This is a genomic window from Amphritea sp. GJ51-11, from assembly GCF_055808735.1.
On record NZ_CM147881.1, the window covers coordinates 1699219 to 1716134 of the forward strand.

At 50.4% G+C, this 16916-nt stretch carries 12 protein-coding genes and 1 pseudogene; 12 read left to right on the forward strand and 1 reads right to left on the reverse strand.

All coding sequences use genetic code 11. The annotated features are described in order from the left end of the window. Positions 1-2 precede the first annotated feature (2 nt). From AC0L4K_RS07390 to AC0L4K_RS07445, 12 genes and pseudogenes are all read left to right on the forward strand, one after another. Positions 3-890 (forward strand): DMT family transporter, encoded by an 888-nt coding sequence (locus AC0L4K_RS07390; protein WP_473268799.1) that lies wholly within the window; start codon positions 3-5, stop codon positions 888-890. Positions 891-991: 101 nt separating this feature from the next. Then, positions 992-1654 (forward strand): LysE family translocator, encoded by a 663-nt coding sequence (locus AC0L4K_RS07395; RefSeq protein ID WP_473268800.1) that lies wholly within the window; start codon positions 992-994, stop codon positions 1652-1654. A 2-nt stretch (positions 1655-1656) separates the two neighbouring features. Then, the gene (locus AC0L4K_RS07400; protein ID WP_473268801.1) at positions 1657-2709 is read left to right on the forward strand and encodes an NAD(P)H-dependent flavin oxidoreductase; all 1053 of its coding nucleotides are present in this window, start codon (positions 1657-1659) and stop codon (positions 2707-2709) included. 117 nt (positions 2710-2826) lie between these two features. Then, the gene (locus AC0L4K_RS07405) at positions 2827-3309 is read left to right on the forward strand and encodes an FKBP-type peptidyl-prolyl cis-trans isomerase (RefSeq protein ID WP_417225552.1); all 483 of its coding nucleotides are present in this window, start codon (positions 2827-2829) and stop codon (positions 3307-3309) included. A gap of 277 nt (positions 3310-3586) precedes the next feature. Further along, positions 3587-4506: pseudogene (locus AC0L4K_RS07410) on the forward strand (AAA family ATPase). A 22-nt stretch (positions 4507-4528) separates the two neighbouring features. Beyond that, entirely contained in the window at positions 4529-5554 is a 1026-nt protein-coding gene (locus AC0L4K_RS07415) for a DUF58 domain-containing protein (RefSeq protein WP_473268803.1), read from the forward strand. Then, positions 5551-7551 (forward strand): transglutaminase TgpA family protein, encoded by a 2001-nt coding sequence (locus AC0L4K_RS07420; RefSeq protein ID WP_473268804.1) that lies wholly within the window; start codon positions 5551-5553, stop codon positions 7549-7551. The genes AC0L4K_RS07415 and AC0L4K_RS07420 overlap by 4 nt, the downstream gene beginning before the upstream one ends. A gap of 56 nt (positions 7552-7607) precedes the next feature. After that, the gene (locus AC0L4K_RS07425) at positions 7608-8360 is read left to right on the forward strand and encodes a M48 family metallopeptidase (protein WP_473268805.1); all 753 of its coding nucleotides are present in this window, start codon (positions 7608-7610) and stop codon (positions 8358-8360) included. 204 nt (positions 8361-8564) lie between these two features. Continuing rightward, a complete protein-coding gene (locus AC0L4K_RS07430) occupies positions 8565-10355 on the forward strand; it encodes a methyl-accepting chemotaxis protein (RefSeq protein WP_417225561.1) in 1791 nt (596 codons plus the stop codon). Between the two features lie 444 nt (positions 10356-10799). Continuing rightward, on the forward strand, positions 10800-11915 hold the full coding sequence (locus AC0L4K_RS07435) for a porin (protein ID WP_473268806.1): 1116 nt from the start codon (positions 10800-10802) through the stop codon (positions 11913-11915). Between the two features lie 239 nt (positions 11916-12154). Continuing rightward, positions 12155-13303, forward strand: a complete 1149-nt coding sequence (gene nosP / locus AC0L4K_RS07440; RefSeq protein WP_417225565.1) for a nitric oxide-sensing protein NosP — start codon at positions 12155-12157, stop codon at positions 13301-13303. After that, the gene (locus AC0L4K_RS07445; RefSeq protein WP_417225566.1) at positions 13300-15897 is read left to right on the forward strand and encodes a hybrid sensor histidine kinase/response regulator; all 2598 of its coding nucleotides are present in this window, start codon (positions 13300-13302) and stop codon (positions 15895-15897) included. The genes nosP and AC0L4K_RS07445 overlap by 4 nt, the downstream gene beginning before the upstream one ends. Positions 15898-16029: 132 nt before the next feature. On the opposite strand, the gene AC0L4K_RS07450 is transcribed toward AC0L4K_RS07445, so the two are convergent. Beyond that, positions 16030-16698, reverse strand: a complete 669-nt coding sequence (locus tag AC0L4K_RS07450) for a response regulator (protein ID WP_417225568.1) — start codon at positions 16696-16698, stop codon at positions 16030-16032. Positions 16699-16916: the final 218 nt, after the last annotated feature.

Genomic DNA, 16916 nt, shown 5'->3' on the forward strand with positions numbered 1-16916 from the left:
TAATGAAGTTTGGTTCACATGTATCAACCCTGATGTACACCGCATTTGCCCTGTTGGCCTTTGCTGGAAACTCGGTTTTATGCCGTTTAGCATTGGGTGAAGGGAGTATTGATGCGGGCAGCTTTACGCTGATTCGCTTACTTTCCGGTATCGGCGTGTTGTTGCTGTTGTGGTATCTGACCGGCCAGAGAGGTAAAGCGGCGACACAAGAGAATCGAGGTAGCTGGATGGCGGCGGTGATGCTGTTTATCTATGCGCTGGGGTTTTCCTATGCCTATATCAGTCTCGATACGGGCACTGGCGCGCTGATCCTGTTCGGTGCGGTGCAGATCACTATGATTCTGGTTAGCCTATTTCGTGGCACCCGATTATTGCCGGTGGAGTGGTTGGGATTACTCTTAGCCTTCAGTGGCTTTGTTTACCTGCTTAAACCGGTGCTCAATACCCCTTCGCTGTGGGGGTTTATCCTGATGACCGCCGCCGGTATCGCTTGGGGGGGTTACACCCTGATCGGCAGAGGCTCGGTTAATCCTCTAGCGGATACGCATTTTAATTTTCTCAAGACCTTACCCTTGGTTGTTATAGCGCTATTGGCACTTTTATTGTTGGGTGATATCTCCCTAACCCGTCAAGGTGTTTGGTTGGCAATGTTGTCCGGCGGAGTGGCATCGGGTATCGGATATGCGGTGTGGTATCGCGCCCTGCGAGGGCTGTCTGCGGTACAGGCGGCGGTGCTGCAATTATTGGTGCCGGTGATTGCTGCGGTAGGCGGTGTTCTGTTTACCGATGATGTGATCACTCTGCGGCTGACGGTTGCTGCTTTGCTCGTTTTAGGGGGCATTCTGATGGTGGTCGTGGGGCGTTATTACCTACTCAGTATTCGACGTTAATGATTGGTGGCGGGAATAATACCGCGAACAGATAGGCTCGCGGGTTATCAATAATTTGCTATAGGTGACGCGCTAAATACTGCTAAGATGCGGCCCATTATATGATGGCGTTTGCGGAGATTAAACGGATGATGGATGGCCAGTTGTTTATCACATTTTTGATAGCGATCACGCTATTAACGGTGACCCCCGGTGTTGATACCATGGTGACGATTCGCAACAGTGCGCGGGGCGGTTGGCAAGATGGGTTTGCTACCAGTACGGGTATCTGTTTAGGCTTGTTTTTACATGCAACCGTGTCGGCGCTGGGTATTTCTGTGATCCTGCTGCAATCGGCGAATGCCTTTTATGTGTTGAAGCTCATTGGCGCTTGTTATCTCATTTGGTTAGGCCTCAGTAGTTTACGGGGCGTTTTTAAAGGGGTGAGTCTTTTCCGCTTGCCTGAGGGGGGCACAAGGCCTTTTGTCCTGTGGCGTTCTTTACGGGAAGGATTCTTATCCAATGCGTTGAATCCTAAAACGGCGCTGTTCTATATGGCATTCTTGCCACAATTCATTGATCCAGCGGGCTCTGCGGTATTGCAATCATTAATATTGGCGGGCATCCATTTTGTCATTGCTATGGTATGGCAATGTGGTTTGGCGCTGGCGGTGAATAGCGCGCGACAGTGGTTGCAAAATAAACGGGTTAGCCAAAGTTTCAATTCGGTCAGTGGTGCCGTGTTGATCTATCTAGGTGCACGCTTAGCATTAGCAGAGAGATAAACATGGGTATAGAGCAGCTTTTCGGTATTCAGTTACCTTTAATTCAGTCTCCGATGGCCGGTGCTCAGGATGCGGCATTGACCATTGCGGTCAGCAAGGCGGGTGGGTTGGGCTCTTTGCCCTGTGCGATGTTAACGCCAGCACAGTTAAGAGCCGAGATGGCGCGAATCCGCGCCGCTACGGATAAACCGATTAATCTGAATTTCTTCGTTCATCAGCCGCCAACGGTGGATGATGCCCAAGAGCAACAGTGGCGAGCAGCGCTGCGGCCTTATTATCAGACTTATGGTCTCGATCCAGAGGCGGTGCCGCCGGCCCCGGTGCGCAATCCCTTTAACGATGAAATGGCTGATATCGTTGAAGCGTTTCGCCCCGAGGTTGTGAGCTTTCATTTTGGTTTGCCTAGTGATGCGCTACTCGAGCGTGTGCGCCGTGCGGGTTGCAAAGTGCTATCGAGCGCCACCACCGTCGCCGAAGCCCTATGGTTAGAACAGCAGGGAGTCGATGGAATTATCGCTCAAGGGATTGAAGCCGGTGGTCACCGAGGTTTTTTTCTTGATCGAGATCTTAACCGGCAGATAGGTACCATGGCGCTTTTACCACAGATTCTGGCGGTCACCGATCTGCCCGTGATTGCGGCCGGCGGCATTGCCGATCGCGCCGGTATTCGCGGGGCGTTAGCAATGGGGGCTGCAGGCGTACAGTTAGGCACTGCTTTTCTGTTATGTGATGAGTCTCGGGTCAATGCTCTGCATCGACAGGCGTTAGCCGAACCCCATAAACCGACCGCATTGACCAATATTTTTTCCGGTGGTCCGGCGCGCGGCATTATGAACGAAGTAATGCAGGCGCTCGGGCCAATGGCGCCTCTAGCGCCAGCTTTTCCGTTGGCCGGGGCCGCTATAGCGCCGTTGAGGCAGGCGGCAGAAGCGCAACAATCGGCTGACTTTACGCCGTTATGGAGTGGCCAAAACCGGAGTGGCTGCCGCGCGGTTCCGGCGGCGACATTAATCCAACAGTTATTTAATGATCCTGATTCATTGCCGCCACGCTAACTAAAATTGATGGCTAGGGGTTGATATCTTCGGACTCACCCCCAGATTAAAAAAATACACTAATCCGGGCCTCTGTCAGCAGCGCTGTTCATGTCTACACCTATTGAGGTCTGAACGATGCAGATAGCCGACAAAAAGATTGTCCTAATTCACTATACCCTATCTAACCTAGATGATGAGGTCATGGATTCCTCTGTCGGCGCAGAGCCTTTGGCCTACCTGCACGGCACCGGCAATATCGTACCGGGTCTTGAAAAAGCACTGGTTGGCAAAAAAGCTGGCGATAATGTGAAAGTTGAAGTGTCTCCAGAAGAGGGTTACGGCGAACTGAACCCTGAATTGATTCAGGAAGTTGAGCGCGCCGCTTTTGATGGGGTTGATACCATTGAAGTGGGTATGCGTTTTATGGCGCAAACCTCTTGGGGTCAACAGCCTGTTGTTGTCACTGCGGTCACAGAGGAAAACGTCATTGTTGATGGCAACCACCCGTTAGCGGATCAGACGCTTAAGTTTGATGTTGATGTGGTTGAAGTACGTGATGCCACTGAAGAAGAGATGGAGCACGGTCACGCCCATGGCGCTGGCGGTCATCACCATTAATTGATTTTTGATTGAGTGGCTTTTCGGCCGGGCTAAATCGGGCCACACAGACACTCAATAATGATCACTTTAAAGGCGCTTAGCGCCTTTTTTATTGCCTGCGGCTTAGGCTGTTAGCGATGCATAACCGATCTAAATTAAGTAACCGTTATAAGCTTCATCTCAGAGGCTTATTTCTCAGTCTCTTTTTGCTAGTCTAGAAGCAGGAGTCGGTGGTTGAGCCGCTCTTGGATTCAATATTGTTATCAAATGCGTTAACCACGGCTAGGGAGTCCCGATGCGAGATCAGATAGAAGCGGCCATTAATGAAGTATCCCAGGTGCTCTATGGTAAACAGGAAGCGATCAAGCTTGCACTAACCTGTATCTTCAGCGAGGGTCATCTGCTAATAGAAGATCTGCCGGGGATGGGCAAAACTACCTTAGCCCACGGGTTGGCTAAGGTGCTGGGGTTAGATTATCAGCGCCTCCAGTTCACCAGTGATATGTTACCGGCAGATATTCTCGGGGTCAGTATTTTCGACCCGTCCAGTAATGGCTTTCAGTTTCATCCCGGCCCGGTGTTTACCCAGTTGTTGCTTGCCGATGAAGTGAATCGGACGACGCCGAAAACCCAGTCAGCCTTATTGGAAGCGATGGAGGAGGGACGGGTAAGTTTGGACGGCCAGACTCATCGACTACCCACGCCTTTCTTTGTGATTGCAACACAAAACCCGGTGACCCAGCAGGGCACCTTTCCGTTACCTGAATCACAGCTCGATCGGTTTTTGATGCGGATTGAGCTCGGTTATCCCGATAGTCGCGCAGAACGGGAACTGCTGAAGGGGGCGATCCACGACGGCGACTCGAAACCATGGCGACGGTTATCACTCCGCCGCAACTGCAAGCGATAACGGCGGCCTGTGCCGGGGTTAAGGTGTCTGACAGTATTATCGATTATCTACAACGGCTGGTGGCTTATAGCCGTCAAGCGCCTGAGTTTAGTTTTGGTATCTCCCCTCGGGGCGCACTGGCACTGTTACGGGCATGTCGAAGCTGGGCTTATATTCAGGGGCGTGATTATGTTATTCCTGAAGATTTACAGCAGTTGCTGGGGCTAGTCACAGGTCACCGTTTGCGCGCGGCTGAAGATCTGGGTGGATTAGGCGCCAACGGTTTGGTTCAACTGTTATTGAGTCGTGTTGATGTGGTGGCGTGAAGCGCTAGCCTGAGGGGCGACGATGGAATCGATAAAACAGCGTTTAGGCCGTGCGATGCTTAGCTGGAGCCTGCGTCGCAGTCCCCGGTTAAAACAACTGACACTGAGTCAACGGCGTATCTATATTGTGCCGTCACGCAGTGGCGGAGTGTTTTTACTACTGTTGTTAGTGATGTTGGTGCTAGGCATTAACTTTCAGAATAATTTGATGTTTGCGGTCACCTTTCTATTAGGCAGCTTGTTTATCGTGACCATTCTGCATACCTATGCCAACTTGTCGGGTTTGACCATTCAGTTTGTGCGCGGGGATCCCTGTTTTGTCGGCGAGCCAGCAGCTTTCGATTTACAGCTCAGTACGCACAGTGGACGACAGTACGAGAGCATCCAGTTGGCTTTAGCCGGTGCTGAGGGCGGTGCTGTCGATCTATTAGATGATCAGCCCGTGACTTTAACGTTGTATCAGACGCCGTCTCGGCGGGGGCGGTTTCAGCCGGATGCGCTGTTGATCGAAACCTTCTACCCATTGGGTTTGTTTCGGGCTTGGACCTGGGTGCAGGTGGATCTTACCGCGTTGGTATACCCCCGTCCGCTGGCCGGTGGTCAGTTAGCCGATCTGAGTAGGGTCGGCGAGGGCGATCAAACCTTAGCGCATCAGGGAGAGCGTCCCGGTGGTGAAGAGTTTGCTGGACTGGAAACTTATCAGCCCGGTATGTCGTTGAAACGAGTGGCATGGAAAAATTATGCTCGTGGTCAGGGGATGCATGCCAAGCAATACGTTGATTTCAGTGATAACCGGCGCTGGCTCAGTTGGCTGCTTTGGCCAGAGTTGAGCACAGAAGCCCGGCTATCACGGTTAACCTGGTGGGTACTGCAATTGCATCATCGTGGTGAAGAGTATGGTTTGATCCTACCGGAAGTACGGATAAATCCCGATCGGGGCGAGTCCCACCGTATACGGGTGTTAGAAGCGCTGGCCTGCTTTGGTTTGGATGAGCGGTTGGGGCAAGATCAGAGTGTTCAAGGCCGGGTAGAGGAGGGCGGACAATGAAACCGGTCTTTCAGCTTACCCGCAGCAGTATGCTGTGGTTGTTGGTCAGTATTCTGATGGTGATGGCACCCTTTGTTAGCGTTGTCCCCATTTGGTTGTTTTTATTGGCTATGTTGGCCGTCGGTTGGCGGTTGATGGTGCATAAGGGACGTTGGAACTTTCCCCACTGGAGCGTACGGTTGGTCTTGATGTTGCTGGTGTTGGCTGGTTTGCTGGCTGAGCTACGCTCTAGTTCGGTGATGGTGGTGACGGTGAGCTTGTTGATGGCCGCCTTCCTGCTTAAACTGACGGAAATGTATCACCGTCGCGATGCTTTAGTGATGCTCTATGTGGCATTACTGCTAATCGTTTGCAGCTTCCTTTTTTATCAGTCGATTCCGATGGCGTTGTATGGCGTATTATCGCTGATCGTGGTGACCGCCTGCCTTAATACGGTGTACCGTAGCCAGCAAAATAATGATATTTGGCGGCCGTTAAAGCGCTCAGCCGTGTTATACCTACAAGCATTGCCGATGATGGTTATTCTATTTTTAATCTTCCCTCGCATAGGGCCGCTTTGGCAGGTGGATATGAATTCGGGGCAAGCCTTTACCGGACTATCGGATGCCATGTCGCCGGGGGATGTTAGCCGGTTGACGCGATCCGCGGATATCGTCTTTCGTGCGAGTTTTTCCGGGCCATTACCGCCGGAACCTCAGCGTTATTGGCGTGGATTAACCTATGATCAGTTTGATGGTCGACGTTGGCGTCGGTCAGCCCGGTTAGAGGCACAAGCGAGTGCTACTGACACGAATGAACGTCTTACCTATCAGTCAACGGGCGCGCAACGCTATCGCTATCAGGTGGTGATGGAGGCGACAGGGCAGCGTTGGCGTTATGGCCTAGATACGCCGGTGACGTACCCGGCGAACCTGCGGCAAATTGATGATCTGACATTGCAGGCGGCGCAGCCATTAATGCAGCGTAGCCAATATGAGCTAGAATCACTGAGTGGTGCTACCCGGCAACCACTGTCGGCCATCGAATTAAATCATTATCGACAGCTACCGCCCCAGATAAATAACCAAACCCGACAACTGGCACAGCAGTGGGCGGCACAATACCCGACGGTTGAAGCATTTACAGGGCAAATGATGACTTTCTTCGCCAGCAATTTTCGTTACACACTGGAGCCACCTCTGTTGCAACAGCGTGATCCGGTCGATCAATTTCTGTTTCAGAGTCGGCAAGGTTTCTGTGGCCATTTCGCTAGCGCCGGGGTGGTGTTGTTGCGCGCGGCGGGTATTCCTGCCCGGGTGGTCGGCGGCTATTTAGGCGGCGAATTAAACCCTCAAGATGGTGCCTTAACAGTGCGCCAATACGAAGCGCATGCGTGGTTAGAATATTGGAATCAACAGGATGCCAGTTGGCACCGGCTTGATCCAACCTCGGTGGTCGCGCCCTTACGACTAGAGCAGTCGGCCGCGCAACTGTTTAGCAGTGATCCTGCGTTTCTGGCAGATGCTATGTTAATGCGCAATGGCTTTCTGAGTGGTGTGTTTTTAAAGCAGTTAAGGCAGCGTTATGAGGCGATCAACTATGACTGGCATCGCTGGGTACTTAATTTCCACGAGCGTCAGTCCGGCGTTTTACAGCGATTGTTAGGTGACCTTTCGGTGGCTAAACTGCTGTTGCTGATCCTGCTGCCCGGTGCTTTGGTGATGTTGTTTGTGGCCTTTAGTCTATTGCGGCGTCGACAGCAGAAAGATCCGTTATTGCAGGCGCTAGCTCGGTTGGATAGCCGTTTAATCCCGTTTGACCGACAGCGCCGTCAAGGGGAAACCGTGGGACACTTTTTTGCCCGGCTGAGGCGTGAGTTTCCGCCGTTGGCAGGCGAGTTTGATACCTTGGCCGATTATTATGAGCGGATTAGTTATGCCGGTGATGCTAACCCAGCGCTGCAGCAGCAATTCCAGCGTATAGTCGCTCGTTGTTGCCGTTTGCTGGTAAAAAACTGATGGTCAGAGCCAGTATGTTAAACGGAGGTAATCAATGGAGGTAATAAACTGTCACCATGTTAGTCGATAAGTTACCGGAGTATAGCCTACGGCGCAGTGCGCGCCGGCGTACTGTTGAGATTCAAGTTCGGCCCGACAGTGTGCGTGTGTTAGCGCCGACTCGAGTGTCACGTGCCCGTATCGATCGCTTAGTGGCAGAAAAAACCGACTGGATCAACGCCCGTCAGCAAGCACTGCGCCTGCGAGTGCCTGCTGCTGTCACCGTGCGGCCGCTCGATCAAGGTAGTGAGCTGCGGTGGTTGGGAGAGCGCTTGACGCTCGAGTTACTACCTAACCGGCCAGAAACACTGGTAACAGTGAGTGATGATCAGCTGCAGTTAGCGCTATCGGGGCGTATTCGCAAGGCTCGGGAAGAGGCGATAACCGAGCAGATAGAGCGCTGGTATCGGGCTCAAGCATTACAGTATTTTCACACGCGAGTGCTGTTTTGGTCTGAACATATGCGCCTTAAACCCTCAGCGGTGCGGGTGCGCAGCTATCGGCGTAAATGGGGTTGTTGTAATAGCCGAGGGGTGGTGAGCTTTAATTGGTTATTGGTGATGGCGCCGGTGCATATTATTGATTATGTGATTGTTCACGAATTGAGTCATCTGCAACATATGAATCATTCGGCGGCGTTTTGGTCGGTGGTGGCAAACTATTATCCGGATTACCGAGAGGCTAAAGCTTGGTTAGATCATCAAGGGGGGCATCTACATTGGCCTCCAAGTGGCGTTGTGGAGCAGTCGGCTGAGTCGCGCGGTGCTTAACGTAGGGATTTGCTATTGTTTAAGCATGTGTTTGGTCTGTTGGCAGGGTAGGGGTAAGCCATTAAGTGGTTGCCATCGTGGCAATAAATTTTTGTTAAATACATGAAATGGGTAGTCTTTTACTGTTCACGCTGTGTTATTTTATTTAAAACAGTGGCTAGCCAATGTGATTAATAACAATAAAGAATAAAGAAGTGGATGAGTATGGGGCTTTATGACGCAGTAGAACGAAAATTTTTTAATTCACTAACCCGCAAAATTGTCGGGAACTCAGTTTTCCTGTTAATTCCGTCATTACTCTTTATTGGCGTTAACTGGAGTGGCCTCAGCGGGCTTGAACAGATGGTTTCTCAGAGTACGAACGATCCTGAGTTAATCGCGCAGCTCGAACGCTTGCAGATGTTTAACTGGATTATTCTACTGTTTTCCCTATTGGCGACACTGTTTGCCGTGTTCTTTATGCGGCATCTGTTCTTGCTGCCTATCCATATGATGGTTGATGTTCTGAGTAACATCAAAGATAAAGATGGCGATATTTCAGCCACGTTACCGGATTTTACCCATGATGAAATTTCGGTGATGGCCAGCAGCTACAATGGCTTCGCCAGTAGTTTGAAGAAGATGATTGCTGAGTCCCGTAATCACAGTGTGAAGGTTGCCTTGAGTGCAACGCAGTTAACCAAAGTGTTGCAAGAAGTTCATGAGTCGACCAGCGCTCAGGAAGATCAAGCTCAGCAGGTGCTGCTGTCTAGTCAAGAGTCGACTGCCGCGATTCAAGAAGTCGCCGGTAATACCCTGAAAATATCGGAATACACGCGTAACAACCTCGATGAGATTAAGAGTTCTAGCCATGAGCTGGAACAGGTGCTCGGTCAGGTACGTATTATTTCTGAACTGGCCTCAGGCTTTCAAGATACTGTCGAAAAACTCAGTGTGAGTTCTGAGACCATCACTGAAATTTTATCGATGGTTAAAAGGTTCTCTGATCAAACCAACCTGTTGGCGCTAAACGCTTCAATCGAAGCGGCGAGAGCCGGTGAAGCAGGCCGAGGTTTTGCCGTAGTCGCCGATGAGGTGCGCAACCTGTCGCAACAAGTTCAGAACGCGACCTCTGAGATCGATCAGAATATCTCGGTGATGGCTGATTTGGTTGCCGATACACGCAGCAACTCGGCCAATATCCTTGAATATACCCGAAATACCGAAGGCTTTATTAGTGATACTAACGAGCAGTTTATTCGCCTGGTAAGTGACTTTGAGGGTGTGAATAGCCAGCTGACTACTATTAGCTCAACCCTCGATGAATTGACCTATACCAATCAAGAATCCCACTCACATGTGGAACGTATTGCGGGTATTAGTGGCGATATTCGCGATGAGATGGAGCGTTCGCGGCTGTTCTCCGCTGAATTAGAGTCTTCAACCGAGGAGACTCAAGAACTGTTATCGCGCTTTATTATCGGCTATGGCAGCTTTGAAAATATTATTCAAACAGGCCGTGAGTGGACGCGTCAGATTCAGGAAGCATTGGAGCAGATGTACAGTCAGGGTTATGACATCTTTGACCGCAACTATCAACGCACCAATGAGGGGATGCTGCCTGAGAAGTATGATACCAGCTATGCCGATGTTTTTGAGCAACGTCTGCGGCCTATGTATGACGGTTACTTGGTTGAACGGCCCGAGTTTATCTATGCACTAGCCGTGTGTTTAGATGGCTATGCCCCGGCGCACCACTTGAAAGTGTCCGATTCACTGACTGGAGATTTTGAAGTCGATAACGTTAAAAGCCGTCACCGTCGTTTCTTCAAAGGGAATCGTGCAGAGATTCGTCGAACCACTAATACCGCGCCGTTCCTGTTGCAAACTTTTGCGCGGGATACGGGTGAAGTGCTGAATGATTTGACCTTCCCCGTTTATGTGGATGGCCGTCACTGGGGTTGTTTTGCGGTGGGCTTCAACCCGGAATTATTGCTCGATTCTGAAACCCGTTGAGGTTATCGCGACGGGATTGAACAGTGTTATCCTATCGGCCCGCAGCCTACCAGCCTGCGGGCTTTTTTGTGTTGTATAAAAATGTTTACTGGGGCTATTTTAATACTCGTCTCGGTTATCTAGCGGCACTTTCCTCTCCTCTATAGCTTTTCCTTTTTATCCTTGCACTTGCACTGCTTAAGCATCAGAGACTTAAGCAGTATCGACTGATGAAACAAGCACTAAAGCAGCAACGACTTAAGCGGTGGCTGCTATCCCCGTAAGGATGAGCCACTTTCGCGTTATATCGCTATGTTATTTGGGTGTGCCTCGATAGAGAGGTTTAGTCGCGGCGTCTAATTGCTGATCGGATCGGCGCTAAAGTGCTCTATTGCCCGGTAAGTCAAACACGAATAATGACCTGACTTACACAACAAACCTATCGATGAAGAATCAGAGGGCATAATGAATAATAAAAAACTATGGCGCAGCATGCCGTTAGCCTTGGCAGTCGCATTCAGTAACAGTGCAATGGCCGGAATCAGTTTGTACGATCAGGATGGCACTACATTTTCTGTAGATGGCCACTTTAACGCGTTTTATACCTATCAGGATAGTGAAGATAAGGTGGCTAAAACCACCGCCAAGACCTCACGGGTGCGGATGGGTTTTCTACCCAACTATATTGGTTTTAATGTTGCCAAGCAGGTGGATGGTCTGACGGTTGGAGGTCGCTCTTCATTCTGGGTATCGATCAACGATAGTAACCAAGATGGCGATAACACGAAAACAGATTCTATGATCGATGTGCGGCAGTTCTATGCTACCGTCGATGGCGACTTTGGTCAGGTCTTGTTTGGTAAAGATTTTGGCCTCTATGCCCGCAGCAATATTTTTGGTGATGAGCTATTGATGGGCGTCGGGTTTGCCCCGAAAACCACCGCTAATACAACCTTCGGTAATATCACCACCGGTTACCCTTATGCGAACCCAACCGCTCAGATTACCTATCGGACGCCGGTGATGAACGGTTTCCAAGTAGCTGTTGGGGTGTTAGATCCGAATACCACCGGCGGTACCTCTGATGATACCAATTCGGCCCGTTTTGAAACGGAAGCGACCTACAATGCTGATTATGACGGCGTTACCGTAAAAGCTTGGCTGGGTGGTGCGATCGGTGATTCGGCTACCGCTGGGGTTGATGCCAACGGTATCTCCTATGGTGCTCGGGTCGGTGTCGCTGGTTTTGCCCTGAGTGCTTCTGGGTTTAATCAAGAGGGTATTAGCAGTGTCTTCGCCAGCAATACGCTGGTCAACAGTGCTGAATCTGACGGTTATCTGATCCAAGGTTCATATGCCTTTAATGCGAACCGGGTGGTGTTGTCTTATGGACAGACCGAAGATACCGCTGCCGGCAGCTCCGTGACGACTCAGAACAGTCTAACCGGTGCGGCGTTATTCCATAAAATTAATGATAATCTCAGCCTAGTGGCTGAATATACGGTACATAAAACCGATAACGGTACAATTGATACCACTCAAACCGATACCATGGCACTGGGTGCAACCCTGAGCTGGTAATCGCCTAACGGCACTGGCACCCTGACGGACAACCCCTTCCTCTGTTCGCTAGGGTGCCTTTTACTACTTTAGTGCCTATTTCTAAAAACGAATATGTTTTAAAAACAATGTGTTAGTTTTTTTGTCTCGTTTTCTATTATTATTCAGGTACTCAAGTACACTGTTTTCAATAGTGCTTCCCTTTTAGACTTAAAGATCTTTTTAAACTGTCGGGGGTGACGGGTGTGAGGAATGGATCATTGGAAAATATTTGCCAGCCAGAATTACGCACAGCCTTTTCGACGGCGCGAGACGAACAGCAAGCCGTTGATCAATTATATGAACAACTCATCTGGCCCGACCTTCACTTTGTGGTGTTCTTCTGTTCTGCCGAATATCAGCTAGATCGACTCGCGAGTATTTTGCAGCAGCGCTTCGATGGCATACTGGTGGCCGGCTGTACCACGGCAGGTGAGATTACCGCCAAGGGCTATGATCAGGGGAGTATCTCCGCCATTGGTTTCTCCCGTGATGTGTTTGCCGTCAGTGGCCAATTAATTGAAAATCTCGATCAGTTTAATTTCAATGATGCCCAGACCCTTGTCGAGCGACTTTCTGAAAAGTGCCTCGAACAACAGGTTGCCCCCATTAAAGATCACAGCTTTGCCCTGACCCTGTTCGATGGTTTGTCGACGCAAGAGGAGCGGGTGTTGGTTACACTCGACTCGGCCCTTGGCAGTATTCCTCATTTTGGCGGCTCTGCCGGCGATGATATCTGTCTAGCTAACACTCATGTGTATTTTGATGGTGCTTTTTATACCGACGCGGCGGTGATTATTTTAGTCAATACTCGCTGCGACTTTCAGGTTTTCAGTGGTCATCATATGGAAAGCCGTGACAGTAAGCTGGTGGTGACCGAGGCCGATAGTGAACAGCGGCGGGTATTGGAGCTGAATGCGGAGCCCGCAGCACTCGAATATGCCCGGGTGGTTGGAGTGCCACTCGAACAGCTCAACCATGAAGTGTTTGCCCTCAACCCGATCGCGGTACGGATTGGTAAAGAGTACTTTGTCCGTTCGATCCAGAGTGTTAATGCTGATCTCAGTTTGACTTTTTACTGTGCGGTTGAGAACGGTATTGTGTTAACGCTGATGGAGCCGGGGGAGCTGATGTCCCGGCTTGATCAACAGTTGACGCAGATAGAGTCCGCCTTTGGCGCGCATATAGTGACACTCGGGTGTGATTGCTTCTTACGCCGCTTAGAGGCGCAGATACGTGGCCAGAGTGAGCAGGTGTCTGACTTACTGCGCGATCATCGGGTGGTCGGCTTTAATACCTACGGCGAGCAGATCGACGGTATGCATGTAAATCAGAGCTTTACCGGTGTCGCGATCGGGAGAAAAGCATGAACCAAGTCGAGAGCGAATTGCAGTCAGAGTTGGCGCTACGGGTTGAGACGTTAGAGCGCGAGAACCGCAAATTACAGAAGATTAACCGGGTTTTAATCGAGCGGGTCGAGGTGAGTGCCACCACCCGAACCGATCCCTATGCTGCATTTGAACACTCGGTGGTGTTAGCCGAGCAGGTACGTGAGAGAACCGCTGCATTGAATGTTGCCCTTGGGGATATTAAGACCAGCAATATCGCTCTGAGTCAGGCTAAACAGCAAGCGGAAGTGGCGCATCAGCGGTTGATCGATGGTATTGAAAGTATCTCTGATGCCTTCGTGTTATTTGATAGTGAGCGTCGTATCGTCCTTTACAACAGTAAATTTGAATCGGTCTGGGCCGGTACCGGGGTTTCGATTGAAGAGGGGCTGGGGATTCAGGATATTCGTCGTTTGGCCGATCAACATGGTCTGATCGAAGAGGAGTTTCGTGGCGATGAAACCGATAACTCGGTATTTTATCGGCTCAAAAATGGCCGTTGGTTCCAAGTCAGTGAACGGCCCACGCTGGATGGCGGTCTGGTTATCTTGTATACCGATATTACCGAGCTTAAACATAATGAAACCGCCCGCCGTGAGAGGGCCTTGGCGGATAAATCGCGGGTGTTGCAAAATACCGTCGACAACCTTTCACAGGGGGTGGTGCTGATCAATGCCGATGGCTGTTTGGAGGTGTGGAATCAGCGTTTCTTAGAACTCTCCGGCTTGAGCGAAGCGGATCTGAATGCCTTGCCGCCTTTTGAAGACCTGATCGCCCGCTGTGAACTGGTGCTACTCACGCCGTTTAGCCACCAACATCGGTCAGGCGGAACCATCGAGTTGGAGCAGAGCTTAGCGAATGGTCAGGTGATCGAGATTCGCTCTCACCCGATTCAGGAGGGCGGTTTTGTTAATACCTATACCGATATTACCGAACGGCATCAGTACGCCGAGACGCTGCGTGAGAGCGAGCAGTGGATCCGTTTAATCACCGACCATGTGCCGGCGCTGATTGCTTATGTCGGGGGGGATTTACGCTTCCAATTTACCAATAAAGTCTATGAGGATTGGTATGGTTGGTCGCGGGAAGCGCTCACCGGTAAGACTATCGCTATGATTCATGGTAATGATCAATTTGTTAAGCTCAAACCTTATACTGATAGGGCTCTTTCCGGGGAAAGTGTGACCTTTGAAATAGAAGAGAAAGACCCCCAGGGTGGCCCCCGTTACATGCTCAAAGCCTATGTACCGAACCTCGATTCCGAGGGCCGTGCGGTGGGCTTTTTTGTGCTGATTCGAGATATTACGGAACGACGTAAAACCGCCTATGCGCTGCAGGAAGCCTATCAGACCATGGAGCAGCGGGTGATTGAGCGAACCTCTGAGCTGACCAAGCTGAACGATCAGTTATGGCAGGAGATTACCGAGCGTAAGCAGGTGGAAGGCCGGTTACTGGAAGCCAGTAAACATGCTGAGCAAGCTAACCTGTCTAAGACTAAGTTTTTAGCGGCGGTGAGCCATGATCTGTTGCAGCCGCTGAATGCCGCGCGTTTGTTTACCAGTGCGTTACAAGAGAAACCGGCGGTGCAAAGTGAGCGCCATCTGATTGATTCGGTGGGTAGCTCATTAGATGATGTTGAATCGTTGCTCAGCACCCTTGTGGATATTTCCAAGTTGGATGCCGGTGTTATCGAGCCTGATGTCACCGTGTTTCCGGCCAGCGGTTTGCTGAATAATATCGCCAATGAGTTTCAGCAGGTGGCGGGCAGTGAATTACTGAAACTGCGCTATGTGCCCAGTAGTGCGGTGATCTGCTCCGATTCGCAGTTGTTAGCCCGTATTCTGCGTAACTTCCTCACCAATGCGATCCGTTATACCGATACCGGCACGGTGCTGCTCGGCTGTCGACGTAAGCGCAGTAGTTTGGTGATCGAAGTGTGGGATACCGGCTTAGGCATACCGGAAGATAAACTAGGTGATATTTTCCTCGAGTTTAAACGTTTGCATGGCAGCCCAGCGGTGAATGACAAAGGGTTGGGGTTAGGTTTAGCGATCGTCGATAAAATTTCACGGATGTTGGGCCATCAGATCAGTGTCAGCTCGGTACCGGGTAAAGGCTCTATGTTCTCAGTCGAAGTGCCTTTGGCCCGTGCTGATCAGTTCCCGGAAGAAACCAAAGAGGAGCATCAGTTCACCGTTGCGGATCAGTTAGCAGGGGAGTCGATCTGGCTGATTGATAATGATCCGGCAATTTGTCGTGGTATGCGCATCTTACTGGAAGGCTGGGGCTGCCGGGTCGAAACCGTGCAGGGCGAGTCGCAGTTGATGTCACTGTTGGAGCATCATCAGGCACCGAGCATTTTGATTGCGGATTATCATCTGGATAACGATGAAAATGGTTTAGAAGCAGCGATTCACTTTAATAAACGACTCGATTACCCGATTCCGGTGATTATGATCACCGCTAATTACACTAATGAGCTGAAGCAGATCGTGCGTGAGCAGGGCTATTTATTAATCAATAAGCCGGTGAAGCCGATGAAGTTGAAAATGACCCTTAATCATCTACTTGAATAACGCAGAGGCTTGGTCGAGGTGCGAGACCTTGTTAGCTGGGGTTGCCTATTAGACGTGTTACATAACCAAGAGCGAAGCCGCCGGCGTTCAGTACGCCGGTGAGGCTCAGGATATATGATTGCGACGCTAGAGCTAGCGTTTTAGGTATTGGTTAAAATCAATATTACCCGCCGACAGCACCGCTTGAATCCGGTTGTGGACGCCAAGTTTTCTCAAAATAGCACTGACATGTGCTTTCACGGTGGTTTCCGCAATATTTAGGTTATAAGCGATCTGTTTATTGGATTCACCTTCGCTCATGCGTTCAAGTACCAATAATTGCCGCCGGGTCAGCGAGGAGAGCATCTCTGGCGGGATCTGGCTGTCATCGTGGCGACGTTGAATGGTGCTGCGGGGTTTTTCTGAACGGATAATATCCGAGGGCAAATAGACATTCCCATTGAGGATCTGCTGCAGTGCATCGGTCATCTGCTCCCGCGGAGATGATTTGGTAATGAAACCAACGGCACCGTAAGTAATCGCCTGGAGTACAATCTGTTTATCCTGTTCGGCAGAGACAATGACTACTGGGATGGTGGGCGAGTCATTGCGTAGGCTGATTAAACCGTTGAGGCCGTTCATGCCGGGCATATTCAGATCCAACAGAATTAAATCAAGATCATCTTCTTGTGCGGCGATTTTAAGTGCGCTATCTAGGTCTTCGGTTTCGAGGGTTTCACAGCCCGGAAAACCATTGGCTATTACGCCACAGATCGCTTCGCGGAACAGCGGATGGTCGTCGGCAATTAGAATTTTATACACTTCATTCTCCCGTTGGACGGCTGCCGTGTTAGCAGTGTTTAAGTGTCCATTATAATTATTCTGTAATGGGACTGGGTTTCCTACCACAGCGTACTACATTGGCATCCCGGCACCTTGGTGGTGTTCGGTCTGCGCGTTAATGCTATAAAAATCCCTTTTAAACAATGCTTTATGCTGCTTGATTTCATCTTCGCTATGCCAGAGGTGTATTACGACGG

Coding starts and splice junctions, on each gene's coding strand:
- AC0L4K_RS07425 (WP_473268805.1), top strand. CDS start 7,608: ATGTTAGTCGATAAGTTACCGGAGTATAGCCTACGGCGCAGTGCGCGC.
- AC0L4K_RS07445 (WP_417225566.1), top strand. CDS start 13,300: ATGAACCAAGTCGAGAGCGAATTGCAGTCAGAGTTGGCGCTACGGGTT.
- AC0L4K_RS07405 (WP_417225552.1), top strand. CDS start 2,827: ATGCAGATAGCCGACAAAAAGATTGTCCTAATTCACTATACCCTATCT.
- AC0L4K_RS07415 (WP_473268803.1), top strand. CDS start 4,529: ATGGAATCGATAAAACAGCGTTTAGGCCGTGCGATGCTTAGCTGGAGC.
- AC0L4K_RS07430 (WP_417225561.1), top strand. CDS start 8,565: ATGGGGCTTTATGACGCAGTAGAACGAAAATTTTTTAATTCACTAACC.
- AC0L4K_RS07400 (WP_473268801.1), top strand. CDS start 1,657: ATGGGTATAGAGCAGCTTTTCGGTATTCAGTTACCTTTAATTCAGTCT.
- AC0L4K_RS07390 (WP_473268799.1), top strand. CDS start 3: ATGAAGTTTGGTTCACATGTATCAACCCTGATGTACACCGCATTTGCC.
- AC0L4K_RS07395 (WP_473268800.1), top strand. CDS start 992: ATGATGGCGTTTGCGGAGATTAAACGGATGATGGATGGCCAGTTGTTT.
- AC0L4K_RS07420 (WP_473268804.1), top strand. CDS start 5,551: ATGAAACCGGTCTTTCAGCTTACCCGCAGCAGTATGCTGTGGTTGTTG.
- AC0L4K_RS07435 (WP_473268806.1), top strand. CDS start 10,800: ATGAATAATAAAAAACTATGGCGCAGCATGCCGTTAGCCTTGGCAGTC.